This is a genomic window from bacterium (genome assembly GCA_022616075.1).
GTDB lineage: Bacteria > Acidobacteriota > HRBIN11 > JAKEFK01 > JAKEFK01 > JAKEFK01.
In genome coordinates, this window is sequence record JAKEFK010000046.1 from 1 (window position 1) to 16,384 (window position 16,384).

General features: G+C 48.6%; 17 protein-coding genes. 7 read left to right on the top strand and 10 right to left on the bottom strand.

Going from position 1 to position 16,384, the window contains the following annotated elements; all coding sequences use genetic code 11:
• Together L0156_03905 and L0156_03910 are read right to left on the bottom strand one after the other, a co-directional pair.
• Positions 1 to 305 (bottom strand): O-methyltransferase (locus L0156_03905; GenBank protein MCI0602134.1); only part of this gene is annotated, 305 nt, incomplete at its 3' end.
• A 3-nt stretch (positions 306 to 308) separates the two neighbouring features.
• The gene (locus tag L0156_03910) at positions 309 to 1,196 is read right to left on the bottom strand and encodes a glycerophosphodiester phosphodiesterase (protein MCI0602135.1); all 888 of its coding nucleotides are present in this window, start codon (positions 1,194 to 1,196) and stop codon (positions 309 to 311) included.
• A gap of 143 nt (positions 1,197 to 1,339) precedes the next feature.
• On the opposite strand from L0156_03910, the gene L0156_03915 reads away from it, so the two are divergent.
• Both L0156_03915 and L0156_03920 read left to right on the top strand, forming a co-directional pair.
• Positions 1,340 to 3,064 (top strand): hypothetical protein, encoded by a 1,725-nt coding sequence (locus L0156_03915; protein ID MCI0602136.1) that lies wholly within the window; start codon positions 1,340 to 1,342, stop codon positions 3,062 to 3,064.
• Entirely contained in the window at positions 3,064 to 4,776 is a 1,713-nt protein-coding gene (locus L0156_03920; GenBank protein MCI0602137.1) for a BamA/TamA family outer membrane protein, read from the top strand. Before L0156_03915 ends, L0156_03920 begins: the two co-directional genes overlap by 1 nt.
• 80 nt (positions 4,777 to 4,856) lie before the next feature.
• On the opposite strand, the gene L0156_03925 is transcribed toward L0156_03920, so the two are convergent.
• The 6 genes from L0156_03925 to L0156_03950 are packed head-to-tail and all read right to left on the bottom strand — an operon-like array spanning position 4,857 to position 9,797.
• Complete coding sequence (locus L0156_03925; protein MCI0602138.1) at positions 4,857 to 5,816, bottom strand: pyridoxal-phosphate dependent enzyme; 960 nt, start codon at positions 5,814 to 5,816, stop codon at positions 4,857 to 4,859.
• Complete coding sequence (locus tag L0156_03930) at positions 5,806 to 6,057, bottom strand: hypothetical protein (protein ID MCI0602139.1); 252 nt, start codon at positions 6,055 to 6,057, stop codon at positions 5,806 to 5,808. The genes L0156_03925 and L0156_03930 overlap by 11 nt, the downstream gene beginning before the upstream one ends.
• Before the next feature lie 49 nt (positions 6,058 to 6,106).
• Positions 6,107 to 6,784 carry a lipoyl(octanoyl) transferase LipB gene (lipB, locus tag L0156_03935; protein MCI0602140.1) on the bottom strand — a complete coding sequence of 226 codons (678 nt, stop codon included), beginning with the start codon at positions 6,782 to 6,784 and terminating at the stop codon, positions 6,107 to 6,109.
• Positions 6,763 to 7,860: a 2-oxo acid dehydrogenase subunit E2 gene (locus L0156_03940; protein ID MCI0602141.1), complete on the bottom strand. Its 1,098-nt coding sequence runs from the start codon at positions 7,858 to 7,860 to the stop codon at positions 6,763 to 6,765. The genes lipB and L0156_03940 overlap by 22 nt, the downstream gene beginning before the upstream one ends.
• Entirely contained in the window at positions 7,861 to 8,832 is a 972-nt protein-coding gene (locus L0156_03945) for an alpha-ketoacid dehydrogenase subunit beta (protein ID MCI0602142.1), read from the bottom strand.
• Positions 8,829 to 9,797, bottom strand: coding sequence for a thiamine pyrophosphate-dependent dehydrogenase E1 component subunit alpha (locus L0156_03950; protein MCI0602143.1), 969 nt, complete (start codon positions 9,795 to 9,797; stop codon positions 8,829 to 8,831). Before L0156_03950 ends, L0156_03945 begins: the two co-directional genes overlap by 4 nt.
• A 130-nt stretch (positions 9,798 to 9,927) precedes the next feature.
• Between L0156_03950 and L0156_03955 the strand changes: the two genes are divergently transcribed.
• The 5 genes from L0156_03955 (at position 9,928) to L0156_03975 (ending at position 15,084) form a co-directional block, all read left to right on the top strand.
• Positions 9,928 to 10,398 carry a hypothetical protein gene (locus L0156_03955; protein MCI0602144.1) on the top strand — a complete coding sequence of 157 codons (471 nt, stop codon included), beginning with the start codon at positions 9,928 to 9,930 and terminating at the stop codon, positions 10,396 to 10,398.
• A gap of 105 nt (positions 10,399 to 10,503) precedes the next feature.
• Entirely contained in the window at positions 10,504 to 10,836 is a 333-nt protein-coding gene (locus L0156_03960) for a hypothetical protein (protein ID MCI0602145.1), read from the top strand.
• A gap of 6 nt (positions 10,837 to 10,842) precedes the next feature.
• Positions 10,843 to 12,072 carry an NAD(P)/FAD-dependent oxidoreductase gene (locus L0156_03965; protein MCI0602146.1) on the top strand — a complete coding sequence of 410 codons (1,230 nt, stop codon included), beginning with the start codon at positions 10,843 to 10,845 and terminating at the stop codon, positions 12,070 to 12,072.
• Positions 12,073 to 12,083: 11 nt separating this feature from the next.
• Positions 12,084 to 13,067 (top strand): hypothetical protein, encoded by a 984-nt coding sequence (locus L0156_03970; protein MCI0602147.1) that lies wholly within the window; start codon positions 12,084 to 12,086, stop codon positions 13,065 to 13,067.
• Positions 13,068 to 13,143: 76 nt separating this feature from the next.
• On the top strand, positions 13,144 to 15,084 hold the full coding sequence (locus L0156_03975; protein MCI0602148.1) for a glycosyltransferase family 39 protein: 1,941 nt from the start codon (positions 13,144 to 13,146) through the stop codon (positions 15,082 to 15,084).
• A 43-nt stretch (positions 15,085 to 15,127) separates the two neighbouring features.
• Here L0156_03975 and L0156_03980 read toward each other — a convergent pair whose 3' ends face one another.
• Positions 15,128 to 15,607 (bottom strand): DinB family protein, encoded by a 480-nt coding sequence (locus tag L0156_03980; GenBank protein MCI0602149.1) that lies wholly within the window; start codon positions 15,605 to 15,607, stop codon positions 15,128 to 15,130.
• 191 nt (positions 15,608 to 15,798) lie between these two features.
• Positions 15,799 to 16,384 (bottom strand): choice-of-anchor B family protein (locus tag L0156_03985; protein ID MCI0602150.1); only part of this gene is annotated, 586 nt, incomplete at its 5' end.

Consider the following 16,384-nt stretch of genomic DNA (forward strand, 5'->3'; position numbering starts at 1 on the left):
GCACGGCCAAGGAAATCCTGCGCCCGCTTGATATTTTCCGCCGAGTTCTCCGTGCAAAGAATGGTTGCGTCATCGGGAGTTGCCAGCGCAAACCAGAAAGCGGAGTAACCGTATCCTGAACCAAGCTCCATGATCCTTTTTGCATTCATGAGCCGCGCAAGTAGGAACAGGTTTCGTCCCACGAGCGGTCCGACAATTGGAAAATCCAGGCGCTCCGCAAGATTCTCCATTTCCTTTAAAACTGCATGGTGAGTGGGTGTGATCCTGTGCAGGTACTGTTCCAGATCCGGATTCACAATGTTCATGTGTTAACTCCCCGCAGGTGTTACCTCAAGCAATCGGTCAGGAAAATCAGTGATAATTCCATCCACGCCAAAATCGATCAATTGCTTCATCTCTTCCGGATCATTGACTGTCCATACGTGAATGACAATGCCTTTCTTTTTTGCAGCCTGACAAAACGCGCGCGTTACGACCTGATCACCACGGAAGCGGGGAGGAATCTGAAGAGCATCCCCAGGACTTTTGTAGAAATTTCCCAACCGCACGCGAAAAGAATGGTAAAAACCCAGAGCTTCTTTTCCCGACAAATTAGTGGCAATGGAAGGAGCAAGACTGCGGAAACGCAGGAGTGGCTCGGTATGTTCTGAAGCAACAATAACTTTATCTTCCATCTTATATTTCTTAATCAAACGGTAAACCGGTTCTTCGATGGCAGGCAAAGTCTGTTTGATTTCTATGACAACTCTCAGGTGGGGAAATGTTTTGAAAACATCTTCCAACAAAGGAATCGTGATCCCCTTGCCGCGAAAGGGAAAAGATCCATTTTGATCCGGATCAAACATAAAACCGGCATCTGCCAGCTTCAAGGCGGACCAGTTCTGATTAAACACGCGTCCCGTCCGGTCTGTGGTTCGATCGAGTGTCGCATCATGGATGACAACAATCCGGCCATCGCGCGTGGAATGAACATCCAGTTCGAGAGCATCGATGGAGAGTTTTGCAGCCGCTTCAAAAGCAGCCATGGTGTTTTCCGGATAACGACCGGAAAAACCGCGGTGCGCAATCCTCCAGAAACGGCCATCCTGGAAAAGCTTCTTTTTCGGCCGGTAACTTGCAACTTCAGCTGAAAAATTTGCTACGGAGAAAAGTCCAAAACCGGAGACAATAAGAAGCGTCGCCTTCTTGAGATTCATCCGCGACATTGTACTACTAAAAAATCTCCACATCTCCACTATCTCCTCATCTCCCTGTTTACACGAGCTAAAAAAGCTTGATCAGGGTTGAAGTTTCCGTCTATTCCGTAGACAATGGTAGGGTATTTTGTCTTGGGAGGACTATGTCTGGAAAACAAACAACCGCGCTGTTCGTTTGTGTTTTCCTGTTTGTCACTCAGGTTTTCGGAGAAAAATCGGGCCAGCCGAAAAAGCTACGCTGCATTTCGCCAGCTGCAGTCAGCAAGTTCGTTAAAAGTGAGCAGAAAGTTCAAAGCCAGGGACTGCTCTATTCTCAAGTCACTCCAGTTGGCAATATTGTCGTGTTGGAAGCAAATCCGGAGCTTCTGATTTTACAGAATCTATTCGATTTGCAGAATCTCACCGTCCGTTTTCATCCCGTGTCGAAAGGACGTTACGCGCACACGCTGGAACCAACAAATTTTGACGGCAATGCTTCAAAAGCATTGGATCTTGATGACGATGAAAGTTACGAGCTCGTTTTCAAACACTTTCAGTTCCCCTTCGGACGCAATACGTATGACAGATGCTATGTCAATTCCAACGGAACGATCACATTTGAGACACCCGATACTGACGTGCCTGATGCTGCCAATCTCACGCCTGTTCTACCCAGAATTGCCGGCTTTTTTGCTGATCTGAATCCGGGAGCATCCGGCGCCATTCTGCTGAACGAGACCTCGGATAAAGTCGTAGTCACCTGGTTTAAAGTCCCGGAATTTTTCAATCAAAACCAGTTTGACTTTGGCCAGAATACTTTCCAGATTGTAATGTACAAAACTGGAGTGATCGATCTTGTGTATACAAATGAATTTACTGCGACTCAGGGTTTTGTCGGATTGATTCCGGGTCTGGATACAATACCATTACGGTACGTCGATTTCAGTTCCCGCAAGTCGACCCACCGCACACTGCATTCGTTCGTCGAGAATTTCCACGATTACATCAGCGCGGATATCCCGAACCTCATGAAATCGCTTTACTTGAGCACACCGGATCGATTCGACTTTATCAGCCTCTTCAGCAATTTTGATTTGACTCCGGTGCCCGGAGCCCAGGCTTTTGCAATCAATGTTCGAAACAATGTGCGTGGAATCGGAAATCCGTCCGACAAAAAACCGATTTTCAAGGACAATGAGATCTTCGGCAGCAGAAAACAACTACAAAACATCACTTTCTTTGGAAACGTTCATCAATACCCTTCGGATCCCAGTAAGAAATTGCCGGAAGGGGATGTTTCCCTGCTCGATATTCTTGCGCATGAAATCGGTCACCGCTGGCTTTCTTATGTCAAACTTTTGAAGAACAATGAAGAAAGCGACGTGTTGTTGGGCCGGGATAAAACCCACTGGAGTTTCTTTTTTGATTCCGATGGCTCCTTCCTTGAAGGAAACCAGATACATCTTCGGAAAACAAATTCTTTTGAGACGGGAAATCCCTTCCAGCGATATTCGGATCTTGATCTTTACCTGATGGGACTCAACTCTCCGGAAGAAGTTCGTGAAACCTACTATGTCGAAGGACCATCCAGCTTTTCTCCCGATTTTCCTTTCAGCGCAGAATCTTCTCCGGAACAGAATGTGAAGTTCAAAGGCACCGCTGTGCCGCTCAAAATCCAGGACATCATCGCGGCGAACGGTTTAAGACGGCCCAATTCAAACGGATCCCAAAAAGACTTCAGACACCTTTTCGTAATTGTTGTCAGGGCCGGTCAGCTTCCCACACCGGAAGAACTCGCTTTTATGGAATTGGTTCGAGCTTCCTGGTCAGACTTCTTCTTTAATGCAACGGCCGGAAAGGCCAGTATGGATACGGTTCTGGAGCAGTAATGAAGAAAAGCATTCCGATCTTTCTGCTTTTCTTTGCTGCCATCGCAGCCGCGCAGGAAAGCAAAACAGAGGGAAAACCACCTGAGAGCCGCCGTCAGGTTAACAAAATACACATAGATGCACTGGATGTCTTTGATCCGAAACTTCCTCAGTACCGCTCCTGGTTGTTCCGTTTCCTGAATTCCGTTCACGACCGCACCAACGATTCGTTCATCCAACGGGAATTGGTCTTCAAAGAGGGAGAATATTACGATGAAGATCTTTTGCGTGAAAGCGAACGCCGGCTGCGGAAACATAAATTCCTGGACAACGTTCGCATCGAAAGAGTGCCTGTGGGCGCAAACCAGGACGATATCTACGTGCATACGGAGGATCAGTGGACCACCCAGGTCAACATCAGCGCTGGCACAAGCTCCGGGTATCGTGAGTGGGAATTCTCGGTTGAAGAATCGAACTTTTTGGGATACGGAAAAACGATTGCACTTGAATACAGCGATGATGTGGAAAGATCAAAATATGAAGCGCTCTATTTTGATCCGCAATTTCTGAACACGCGCTGGAACCTGGAAACCGGTTATCAAAGCGCATCGGATGGATGGCGGCACACTCTGGACGTGGTGCGTCCTTTCTATTCGTTGGACACGAAATGGGCTTACGGAGCCTCCATGGATTCCGGCGTGTCTACAAGAAAGTTTTATCGCAAAGGCCGGGCGGTAGCTGAAATTGATAATGATCATCGCAGTGGAATCGCTTTCATGGCGCGCGCCTGGGGTGAACGCTACGATAAGCGCAAGTTAGGCATCCTGTTCAGCCTGGACAATCTAATCTATCCGAACGATGCTCGTATCATTTTCCCGGAAGCGCTAACGGATAAAAACATCAAGAAAAATTTGAATCCAATCGATAAAGAACGTTATCGATACGGTGGAATGTTTCAGTGGAACCGGGAAAATTTTGTTGAGGAAACATATCTCGATAACTTTGGACGTGTGGAGGATCTTCCTATTGGTTTCAGATTGGCGACGATGTTTGCGTATGCAGAGGAAGTGACGCCGGTTCCGGACTTCTATCTCAGTCACACCCTGGCTCAGTACAGTAGACAGTTAAATGATCACCAGTACTTCACCTTTCGCGGAGATTTCAGCGTTCACCGGCAAGCCAATGGCGTTTTCAACAATGTGATTTTCAACGGCTACGCGCACTACTATCTCCAGATGGATAAATTAAAGCTTGGAAAAATCGTATTCCCACGCCAGACTCTTGCTGCGAACCTGTCCACAACACTGACAAGCGATGTAGATGCGCCGTTTCAAATTTCACTGGGTGAAGATGAGGGCCTCAGGGGCTATACATTCAAATCATTTACCGGGCAGAACAGTCTGTTGTTTAATGTGGAAGACCGCATTTTTACGCCTTTTGATTTTCGCCTTGTGGCGGTTGGTCTTGCGGCATTTCTGGATGCAGGTTATGTGTGGTCCTCTGATGAAACGTTGCGGTTTAAAGACTTCGGCCTGAGCGTGGGTGTAGGCCTCAGGATCGGATTGAAGAAATCTCAAAGCGCACGCGTTGTGCGAATTGATTTTGCCGTTCCGTTACACAAGGAAACGGGCGCCTTTACAATTTCCGATCAGAAAGGGTACTCCATCAGCGTATCTTCCGATCAAATTTTCCGTGTCATTGAAGTATTCCCCAAACTATTCGACCTCTTTTAGTTTTAACCGCCAAGGCGCCAAGGGCGCCGAGAAACTCAAATTAAATTTTCCTCTTGGCGGTTTGTCGTCTTGGCGGTTTTTTAAAGCCAGGTTTTGAGAAGGTCTAGGCTCAGGTTGCCACCGCTAAGAACCAGGACGACCTTCTTCCCTTTTAAGTCGCCCAGCTTGCCGGTTATCATTGCGGCGGTTCCGGCTGCACCCGCCGGTTCCACGAGAAGTTTTGCGCGCTGCAAGAGCACGTGAATGGCCTCGATGATTTCATAATCCCTTACAATCACAATCTCATCCACGTATTTCTGCACAATCGCAAGTGTCCATTCACCGACAACCGGGGCAGACAGACCATCCGCGATCGAACTCATTTTTTCCAGACGAACCGGTTTCCCTGCTTCCAGCGCGCGTGTCATTGTTGGGGCGCCTTCCGGTTCCACACCGATGATGCGAACGCGCGGATTTAGACTCTTCAACGTAAAAGCAATCCCTGAAGCCAAAGCGCCGCCTCCAATGCCTACAACTACGACATCGGCTTGCGGCAGGTCCTCGAAAATTTCCAGCCCCACTGTTCCCTGGCCCGCAATCACATAAGGATCATTGAAAGGATGAAGTAGGATAGCTTCCTTTTCGCGTCTTACTTCTTCGGTCCGTTCGAAAATCGTGCTCAGCTCATCGTGCAGAATCACTGTTGCGCCATAACCGCGAGTCGCTTCTAATTTATTCGCCGGAGCAGAAGCCGGCATGACCACCGTGCAGGGAATCTTTTCCATGGATGCGGCAAATGCAACGGCCTGAGCGTGATTTCCTGCAGATACACTCACGATTCCCTTCTTTTTCTCCGCTTCGGTGAAATGCTTCAGGCGGTTGATGGCTCCACGCGGCTTGAATGAACCCGTTTTCTGGAACAACTCCGCTTTCAGCCAGATCTCCGCTCCCGTTTGCCCGCTCAGATATCGTGAAGTAATTAAAGGTGTGCGATGCAAAATCGGACGGATCAGCTCCTTTGCTTCCCGTACATGCTCTATCAAAAGTTCTTCAAACTTCATTTGCGGTCTTAGAAGATAAATACTTTTCAATTTGCTCCAGATAGAGATAGTCCAATCTGCGGAGCTCATATTCTGATAACTCACGGTTTTGCTTTCGCGCATGGCTCACGATTTGTGCTCGTTCAGCCTGCCACGACGCCAAAACACTCGATGGTAAGCTGTCACCCAACCGAAATGTAACAAAGTAAATGCCTTCTTCGGATTCTAGATGAGGTAGGTAACCGCGAGTGCGAAAAATCATTAGGATGATTTTACCATTAGGCCTTGCGGGCAAGGATGCCCGCGCTCCTCTAGCTCCCGACGAGACTAATTCTTCTCCTAAAAATTTGCTCGAAATGAATAATTAAAGAACGGTGAACTTCCGTTACATCCACATCATGGCCCAGTATTTTCTTCAGCGAAGTTACACCATATTGCCTGATGCCGCACGGAACGATGAATTCAAAGTATTTCAGATCCGTGTTTACATTCAGAGCGAAGCCATGCGAAGTGATCCAGCGCGAAACGCGAACACCGATTGCTCCGATCTTTTCCTGGCCCACCCAGGCGCCGGTCATTCCAGGTTCCCTGTGAGCTTCTATCCCGAAATCAGCCACACAGCGAATCATTAATTCTTCCAGGTTCCGCAAATACAGATGCAAATCCGGCTCCTTGCTGATGTTCAAGATCGGATAACCAACAACCTGCCCCGGACCATGATAGGTAACATCTCCGCCCCTTCCACTTTCTTCCACAGAGACATCGTGCTCTTCCAGCCATTCTTTTGAAAAAAGCAAATTCTCTTTATGGAAACCGCGGCCGAGTGTAATGACATGAGGATGTTGAAGGAGAATGAACTTCTCCTGTTCGGTTCCTTCAGCAACCCTATTTGCGCTGAATTCTTGCAGAGCGACGGCTTGTTTGTAGGACAACTTGTCCAGAATGATTAATTCACAAACAGGTGTTTCTATTCGAGTGCCGGTGGACATGTGGTTTCCAGAGTTTTCTTAATGTGCGCCAGGAAGGAATCCGCAACCGCGCCATCCATGGCCCGATGATCGTATGTCAAACTGAAATACGCCATGGAACGGATAGCGATCGCATCTTGAATCACAACCGCTCTTTTCACGACTGCTCCCAATTCCAGAATGGCAACCTGCGGATAGTTGATAATAGGCGTACCGGTTAACGCTCCGAAGACACCGGGATTGGTAATTGTGAAGGTGCCATCGCTCATGTCCTCCGGCGTCAGGTGATGAGCGCGGGCCCGTTCCGCAAGTTCAGCAGCCGCGCGAGCAATTCCGGCAACGTTCTTTTCGTCAACTTTTTTGAGGACTGGCACAATGAGACCTTCATCAATTGCAATGGCAATTCCAATATTGCAATCCTTCTTATAGTGAATGTTTTCCCCTTGAATTGAAGAATTAACGATGGGAAAAGCGCGCAACGCTTTGGCGGTGGCTGCAATCACAAATGGAAGGTACGTTAGCTTTAAACCTTGTTGCCTTCCTGTCTCGCGTTGTCGAACGACTTCAGTCATATCCACTTCAAAAAAAGTTGTAAGCTCCGCGGTAGACCGCTTGCTGTTTACCATGTGCGCAGCAATCAGTTTGCGCATGCGGGACAAGGGAACAACTTCATCACCGCGCGATTTTTCCGGCGGTTGCTGTTTTTGAATTACTTTCTCCAAATCCTCTTTCGTAATTCTGCCGCCTTCACCCGTACCGGAGATTTGACTCAGATCGATATTGTGTTCTTGCGCGAGCCTTCGCACCAGGGGAGAGTGTCGCTGTGTTGGAGACTCAAGCGGGCGGGACGCCCGCTCTACTTCGCTTACAATCACCGCAATCTCCGTTTGAACCGGCACAGTTTCCCCTTCCTGCACCAACAACCGCTCAACAATTCCGGATTCCGGCGCTGGAATTTCCGTATTGATTTTGTCGGTTCCAATTTCTACCAGGATTTCCCCTTTATCCACCGAATCTCCGGGCTTTTTAAACCACTTCACGATGGTTGCTTCGGCGATGCTCTGTCCAATTTGAGGAACGACTACTTTGATACTCATTTAATAATCCATCAACTTCCTGGCAGCTTTCACTATTTTTTTAACATCGGGTAGATATGTCTCTTCCAAAGGTGAACCGAAAGGAATCGGTGTATCCATCGCGGCAACTCTCATGATAGGTCCATCCAGATATTCAAAAGCCTTCTCTGCAATGATAGCTGCGAGCTCCCCTCCGAAGCCACCGAAGCGTGGAGCTTCGTGAAGAAGAATTACTTTGCTGGTCTTTCGCGCGGTCTGTAAAACCGCCTCTTCATCCAGCGGCGAAAGCGTTCGCAAATCCAGGATTTCCACTTCAACGCCATCTCGCGAAAGTTCTTCAGCAGCTTCCATTGCCAGATGAACCATCGCGCTGTAGGTGACCAAAGATAGGTGTTTTCCTTCCCTGCGGATGATCGCTTTTCCAAGAGGGACAAAAACATCGGAAGAAACTTCTTCTTTAATCCTCCGGTAAAGATACTTATGTTCCAGATACAATACCGGATTCGGATCGCGGATTGCAGCTTTCAACAGCCCCTTCGCGTCAGCGGCTGTCGCAGGCGTAACAACTTTGATTCCTGGCGTGTTCAGGAAAAATGATTCCACACACTGCGAATGAAACGGGCCTGCATGGACTCCTCCACCGTACGGTCCACGAATCACAATGGGAATTGCAGCGCCCCAACAGTAGTGAGCTTTTGCTGCGTAGTTGGAGATCATGTTGAAGCAGCACGCGATAAAGTCGATGAATTGCATTTCAGCAACAGGCCGGAGCCCACTGAGCGCTGCTCCGATGGCGGCGCCCACGATGGCGGATTCCGAAATGGGTGTATCGATCACCCGCTCTTCACCGAATTTTTCTTGAAGGCCTGCGGTGACCTTGAACGCTCCGCCGTAAGCCCCCACATCTTCACCCAGCACAAACACCCGTGGATCCGCTTCCATTTCCTCAAACAGGGCCTGACGAATTGCTTCCAGGTAAGTAATCGTGGTCATACTCGAAACACACCGGTGGACGTATCTTCGGACGACGGCAACGGAGACTCAAGCGCTTCCTTCTTCGCTTGTTCCAGGATCTGTTGAATCTTGTTTTCCATCTCAGAAAGCTCAGCAGCAGTAAACACTTTTTGATCCAGCAGGGAGTGAACGTAATGGTCTACCGGATCTTTTTTTCGCCATTCTTCGAAGATTGCACGCGGAACATATTTCGAAGGGTCATCGTGTTCGGCATGTCCTTTTACTCGAAAAGTTTTGCATTCCATCAAGAAAGGTCCTTCCCCTTCCAGACAAAGAGCGCGCGCTTTGCGAGTTGCTTCGTACACAGCAACCACATCGTTTCCATCTACAATCGCATACTGAATTCCGTATCCAACAGCGCGTTGTGCCAGATCCGCAATTCTCGATTGCCTGGTCACAGGAGTTGAAAAAGCGTACTGATTGTTTTCAATCACACATATAAATGGCAGGCGTTGCACAGCTGCGAAATTCATTCCTTCGTGGAAATCGCCGGTCGATGCGCCACCGTCGCCTATGTAAGTTAAAGCCACCCGCTTCCTTTTTTGCATTCGACCTGCAAGAGCTACACCTGCCATGATGGGAATCAGCGGACCCAGAATGCTGATCGGCGCTACTGTGCCGCGCTCGATTTCTCCGAAATGAAGCGTTGTATCCTTCCCTTTTGTAGGACCGTCCACGCGAGCAAGATACTGGCAAAAAATATCTTTCGGTGTGTAGCCCTTGATCAAAACAGTCGCGATGTTTCGAATCACTGGACTGACAACATCTTCTTTTTCCAGAGCGTACGTCGTTCCAACTGAGATGGATTCCTGACCAAGACTGCTGTAGAGGCCTCCCGAAATCTTTCCTTCCTTGAACAGACCGACTAGATGCTCTTCCAATCTTCTGGTTAGAAGCATGTAGTAGAGCAGGTCGAATTGTTGTTCTTTTGTCAAAACCGGCATGTGACGATTGTACCAGCAGACAGTCTGATTGCGATTTTAACCGCCAAGACGCCAAGCCGCCAAGAAATCCCATTGAGTAACTGATCATTTTCGGTTAAAACTATGTATCTGTTTTTTCTCAGGAGGTTCGATGCGTAAATTTTTTCTTTTCCTTACCCTCATGGTGTTGGGCACATTCAGCCCGGTTCACGCTGCTTCAAAAGGGGGATGCATACCGGGCACCTACCTGGTTCTAGAAGGCAGCGGTACGCAAAGTCTCTGGACTTTCTCGAAAGACGGCACGATTCAGACTGCGAGCTCAGCCCAGGGGTCACTCAATTTCAGTGACGCGCATGGTGCGTGGAAACAGACCCGAAGTCGAGTAGCAATAGCCACGTTTATCGATTTCAATTACGGTGGCGCGGACAACGGCGGGTTTCCGCCCACCAGCATCGCGAGAGTGGATGCTGAGTTATCCTTTTCTAAAAAATGCGTCACGGTTGCAGGAAGTTTTGAGCTGCGTTTTTTTGATCCTGAAACCGAGGATCCGCTGGATCCATCCACAGACACAGGAGGATCACTCTCGGATACATTCACCGGACGGCGTGTCACTGTTCCCTAAAGTGTTTCCCGTTGGTCCGCATGGACGTCGCCTTCGGCTTTTCAAAGCGCCCTCCGGTCACTTTTATCTTCTCTGAGCAAGCGCCCAGGAATAGAATTGAAACCGATGAGAATCTTAACTGCGATCCTATTTGTTTCCCTGATGTTTGTTTCTAGCTGCGGAGAACGAAAAGTGACCGTCACGCCGGTTCCGGACGAGCCCAAAGAGGAACAGGCTTCTGTTGTCCCTGAGAAAGCATCGGTTGATTTCGCACCGGTTGCACAAATGCTGAGTCGGAGTTGCGCGCCTTGCCACAATCCCGGTGGAAAAATGTATGCGAGCCTGCCCTTTGATAACCCGGAAATTGTGAGCTCTCACGGACCCTCCATCCTGGGACGAATCAAAGCGCCTGAAGATCATCAATTACTGGAATCCTGGTTGGCGGCAAAAAAGCCCTGAAAAATATTGCAAATTGCTGACGTTATTGTCGTAGGAGGAGGGGCGGCAGGACTCTTCGCAGGGATCTGGGCTGCCAGAAAAAATCCGGATGCCCGCATTGTTGTTCTGGATGGAGCGAAACGAATCGGCGCAAAGATACTGATAGCAGGCGGCGGGCGATGCAATGTTGCCCATCACCAGGTGGATGAAAAAGCATTTGCCGGTTCTTCCCCTGCGGCGATCCGCAAAATCTTGCGACGCTTTGAAGTCGAACAAACTGTGGCATTCTTCCAATCACTCGGTGTAGAGCTCAAGCGCGAATCCACGGGCAAGCTGTTCCCGGTTTCAGATCGCGCAAAAACGGTGTTGGATGCGCTTTTGCGTGCGGCCGAATCCGCCAACGTTGCAATTCTCACTTCCCATAAAGTTCGCTCTGTAATTCGCAATGAGCGCGGTTTTGCTGTGTTGGGAGACTGGGGAGAATTTCTTACAGGAAAAGTTGTTCTTGCGACAGGTGGAAAAAGTGTGCCGCAAACCGGCTCAGATGGCTCCGGTTATAGCATTGCCACTTCTTTTTGTCACACGCTTACTGAAAGGATTTTCCCCGGACTTGTTCCCTTGATTCTTCCACCGGATCATTTTATCCGCGCCCTGGCCGGCATCTCTGCGGATGTTGAAATGCAGGTGTCATCCGGATCCGGACGCGCCTTGAAAACATATCGCAACTCGATTCTCTGCACCCATTTTGGGATTTCAGGTCCGGCCGTGCTGGATATCAGCCGCTACTATCTGGATGAAGTCCAGAACGATCCTCATACAACGCTGATCGTTAACTGGTTGCCGGAAAAATCAACTGATCAGATTCAAATGGATTTGCGGAAGTTGAACAGATCCAGCGTGCTTTCCTGGATGCGCCGAAACTTGCCGGAGAGGCTCGCGCGCTCCTTGTGCGAATTTTGTGGCGTGCCAGGAGAAACGCCCGGCTATCGTCTAGCCCGTGAAGATCGAGTGAAACTTGTTCAGTTTCTAACGCGCATGAATTTGCCTGTTACCGGCGATCGTGGATTTCAATATGCCGAAGTAACAGCAGGCGGTGTGCCGTTGAAGGAATTGAATCTGAGCACCCTGGAATCGCGGTTATGTCCCGGACTCTATCTTTGCGGCGAAATCTGCGATGTGGATGGCCGGATCGGCGGTTTCAATTTTCAATGGGCATGGGCAAGCGGATACGTCGCCGGAATTTCGATCGGAGTCTAAAATAAGGGATAGTGAAAAAAACAATTTTCGTTCTCGCTGGTCTTTTCCTTTGGTTAAACACGGGATTCACCAACGGTGTGCCTGCCATACCGGAATTGGACAGAGTTCGATTGGCAGAAGCATTTCGGCTTGCAGATGCATTGAACGGAAAACTGTGGAGAGACTGGGACAAAGCTCCGTTTGCCGTTCTTTTGATTACTCCTGAATACGAATTTCTGATTCGTCATCCGCAGCCTTCCGCCGATTTTCTACCGCTGGGTAATGACAATTTGCTTGGTTCGGAAGTGCGTTATCGCGTTCGAACACAGCCGCTCCATTTTCTTGCAACATTCCCGATTGCCGGCCTTCCTCCAACGATTGTCATCGGCCAGGCCGAAAACACTTCTTCAAAAACGTCTACGCGCTGGGTTGTTACTCTTCTTCATGAACATTTTCATCAGTTGCAAATGTCTCAGCCCTCGTATTTCAAGGATGTTGATTCGCTGGATCTTTCCGGCAGTGATGAAACAGGCATGTGGATGTTGAACTACGCCTTTCCCTATGAATCTCCGCCAGTTAAGCAGGCATTTCATAGCCTGGCGGCGCTTCTGCATGATGCTGTGCTCACGCGCGACCCCGGAAAATATTTCCAGGAACGAGCGAAGCTCAAGTCACTGTTAAACGAAAAAGATTACCGGTATCTTTCGTTTCAGTTGTGGCAGGAAGGAATTTCGCGTTATACGGAGTACAAAGTTGCCGACTGGGCTGCAAAAGAATACAAACCTTCACCGGCTTTCCTGTCGCTAAAAGATTACGAGGCTTTCAAAAGCGTTGCGGAGGACATCCTTGCAGAACGTATTTTGGGGGATCTCAAGGATTTTGATCTTGCGCGGGATCGCAGGGAAGGGTTCTATGCGTACGGAGCGGGTGAAGGACTGCTTCTCGATCAGTTGAACGCTGCCTGGCGGGATGAATACCTGAAGGAGAAATTCTTTCTGGAGAATTATGCAGACTAGCAACACATTAACGCCCCCCCCTTTATAAGGGGGGAGAAATCAGTCCGGAACACCCGTCCGTAGTATACTTTTGGCCGTGTCGAGGGTGTCCCGCTTTCTGCAACTCGTGTGGATTCTCCTCTTTGCTCTGATCCTTTTCCTTTATTTCTACTGGCAAATCCCTCTTCATTTTGTGCTAAGAAATCTTGCTCCGCTTTTGTTTTCGCTTCTCCATTTGTTTTCTCTTGTTGGCCTGGGATGGCCATTGATGCGAATTCTCCTGAAGGAGCAATCGAAGATCATTCAGTTCTTTTGTTCGCTTGCATTCGGTATAGGATTCACCGGCATATTCAGTTTCGCGCTGGGTTTGGCCGCTCACTTTGATCCAGTTCTCTTTGTGTGCTGGGAAGTCATAGGACTGCTGTTGTTTCTTGTTGCGTGCGCTAGCTGGCGTCCTTTTGTAATCCCGGAAATCAAATGGAACCTGTGGAATGCGTTGGGCGCCGGAATCCTTTTACTGTTTCTCGCGGCGCAATTGCCCTTTGTGGTAGCGCCGGAAATTTCCACGGATGCTATTGCCTACCACCTTTTGATTCCGAAAACGTATTTGCAACAAGGCGAGGTGTATCATCTCCCACTTTTTGTGGAGGCTTATTATCCGAGTCTCGCAGAATACAACTATTTACCGCTCCTGGTCCTCTCCAATGAAATCGTTTGCAAAACTTTCCATTTCTGGATCACGATCGCGGTTCTTGTTTTGCTCGGACACATGGTCAAACGCGCTCATCCAGAGAACAATACCATGCTGGCTCCCGCCTTTTTCCTTTCGATGCCGGTAACCGCCATCCATATGGGTTGGGCATGGAATGATTTTCTGTATACGCTCATCATTCTTTTGTCGTTGTATTTCCTGATCTCCTATCATGCGAGTGAAAAGAAACAGGCGCGGGATTTATTGATTGCAGGGATCCTGGCCGGACTTGGGTCCTGGATGAAGTACACGTTTGTGCTATTCTTTTTCACCTCGCTTCTCCTGCTTTTGTTAGGCTGGTGGCGCTGGCGATGGAATGTAAGACACTACCCTTGCTTTTTCCTGGGCGTAGGAGTCCTTTCCCTTTTCTGGATGTTCCAAAATTGGATGTTCACAGAAAATCCTTTTTATCCTTTCCTAAACAAGATCTTTCAAAGTCCCTACTGGACTGAAACTGCGGACCGCTATTTTCATAACGCGCTCCGCAGATGGGAAATTGCGGATTGGAATTGGTCCACCTATTTTACTTTTCCCGTTCACATCGCTTTGAAGCCGCGATTGGTTGATATTCACACAGGAATTCTTCCGCTTGTATTTATTCCGGCTCTCTTCTTAAAGACCACGAATAAAGTCGTTGCGTTTTTGAAATGGTATATTGCTGCCTGTGTGTTCGTGTGGCTCTTTATTCATACGGAAAACCGGTCTATTTTGACCGTCTTCGCCGTTTTGTTCTGCATTGCCTCGATTGGATTGGAACAGATCCAATGGAGCAGCAAGAGACTTCAATATTTGTTTGCCGCTGGAATTCTGGCTGCAACAACTACGAACTTCTACTACACATCGCTGACAACCTACTATTTGTTTGATCCCATTCGTTATTTTCTTGGCCGGGAAACGGCATCACAATATCGAACGCGGCTTTCGGAAAGCCAGAGGGCCTTTGATTATTTAAACTCTGCGGTGGATGCAAAACGCGTTGTACTGGTTAGCATTCATGTTCCTTATTACTTGAACAAACCCAATTTATTCAGCAGCTTTGCTGATCCTCCGATCGCGGAAGTTCTCTCCACCGGAGTAAAGGACGTTCCAGAACTGACCCGGAAGTTCCGGGAAATGCAAATCACACACGTTGTGATCAATCGAGATGCTTTTCAGAAGGAGAATACACAGAATTTGTACTCCTGGAACAAAGAACAACGTTTGCTGTTTGAAGAATTCCTGCTGAAACATTGCGTCCCCATGATTCGCTACGGGCCGGATTATGTGTTTCGTGTGAAAACAGAGTAGTTACAGCGCATGCAGGCAAGGATGCCTGCGGCCCTTAATGCTGCTAGAAGCCTGCGTTCCGTAGAAACTTATCGAGCTGTCTTCTATGGCGCAGAATGTGAACGATTGCGTGCTCCAGCAGTTGTTCCATGTGATAGTTTCCGCCCCAGCGAGGATGCACAACCGTTCCCTCGATTTGGTCATCCGTCATTTCCCACCGGTTCTCAAGAGTTTCAATTGTGTATCTCAACATGGCATCCATTTGCGTAAGCACTTCCTGCCTGGACAGTAATCGTCTTTCCGGTCTTGTAGATGGGATTGCGAACCGTTCACGTAAGTAATCCGCGTAGCCATAACCGGAGTTCACAACATGGCTCAGGATGGTTTGAATCGAACGGCAGTTTTCATCCTGGGTATGTTCATCCCTCAACTTTTCAAATGTGGGATCGGAAATAGATTCCACGATCTGCTTGAGCTCCAAAGCTGCGCGCTCATATTCGTCCATCATCGCGCCGACAGCACCCTTCCGGTAGGTTTTTGGCATAGGTGGGATCATATCATACGGAGCAGGCTGGAAGCCGAGGTTGTTGAATAATTCGAAAGAGTCTGTTCGCGATTTGTAGCGCCCGCTTCCAGCGGGCATGAGCTCGAGCTCGGCCCGCCAGAGGCGGGCGTTACAAACCGCACAATTCGCGCTGCGGACCGAATTATTCAACAACCTCAGCCAGCGGCCCGTTATTCCTCTTTTACAATAAATAGGCCGCGCTGAATGTCGCTAATGAGAATGTTTCCACTTGGAAAGAATGGATAGACGCCCCATGCGCCTGCTCCCTGAGTGTCATCATGAGCGGGAAAAGTGTCAAAGGAAGCTTTTTCCTTCAGCTTATTCGGATTGGATACATCGTAAATTGTGATTCCTCGCGTGTAATGAGCAACATATAACTTGTCACCCACAACGTAACCATTGTGCTCGATTGCTTTTGTTTTTCCTCTATAACCGGTACGCACTTTCGGTTTAAGGAAGTTTTTGATGTTGATGCTCATGATCCTTGTATTTCTGGAATGGATAAACTCGTCAAACTCATCGAACGAAAAAAGATAGTTTTTGTCCGTGGAGATCCATCCGGAATGCGGATACTCAGCATCAGTATATGAAATGGTGCTTAAAGTTTGAGGTTGCTTTTTGTCCGTGAAATCGATGATTCGCACATCCGATCCTGTCCACGCAAAAACCACTTCGCAGGGATTGTGACCGGGCGCGCATTGATCCGCTCTGGAATCCGTTATGGTTTCGGCATAAACATCATGAACGTAAGTCTCA

Excerpts from the sequence above, each read along its gene's own strand:
- L0156_03910 (MCI0602135.1), bottom strand. The coding sequence starts at position 1,196 with ATGAATCTCAAGAAGGCGACGCTTCTTATTGTCTCCGGTTTTGGACTT.
- L0156_03915 (MCI0602136.1), top strand. The coding sequence starts at position 1,340 with ATGTCTGGAAAACAAACAACCGCGCTGTTCGTTTGTGTTTTCCTGTTT.
- L0156_03920 (MCI0602137.1), top strand. The coding sequence starts at position 3,064 with ATGAAGAAAAGCATTCCGATCTTTCTGCTTTTCTTTGCTGCCATCGCA.
- L0156_03925 (MCI0602138.1), bottom strand. The coding sequence starts at position 5,816 with ATGAAGTTTGAAGAACTTTTGATAGAGCATGTACGGGAAGCAAAGGAG.
- L0156_03930 (MCI0602139.1), bottom strand. The coding sequence starts at position 6,057 with ATGATTTTTCGCACTCGCGGTTACCTACCTCATCTAGAATCCGAAGAA.
- lipB (MCI0602140.1), bottom strand. The coding sequence starts at position 6,784 with ATGTCCACCGGCACTCGAATAGAAACACCTGTTTGTGAATTAATCATT.
- L0156_03940 (MCI0602141.1), bottom strand. The coding sequence starts at position 7,860 with ATGAGTATCAAAGTAGTCGTTCCTCAAATTGGACAGAGCATCGCCGAA.
- L0156_03945 (MCI0602142.1), bottom strand. The coding sequence starts at position 8,832 with ATGACCACGATTACTTACCTGGAAGCAATTCGTCAGGCCCTGTTTGAG.
- L0156_03950 (MCI0602143.1), bottom strand. The coding sequence starts at position 9,797 with ATGCCGGTTTTGACAAAAGAACAACAATTCGACCTGCTCTACTACATG.
- L0156_03955 (MCI0602144.1), top strand. The coding sequence starts at position 9,928 with ATGCGTAAATTTTTTCTTTTCCTTACCCTCATGGTGTTGGGCACATTC.
- L0156_03960 (MCI0602145.1), top strand. The coding sequence starts at position 10,504 with ATGAGAATCTTAACTGCGATCCTATTTGTTTCCCTGATGTTTGTTTCT.
- L0156_03980 (MCI0602149.1), bottom strand. The coding sequence starts at position 15,607 with ATGCCAAAAACCTACCGGAAGGGTGCTGTCGGCGCGATGATGGACGAA.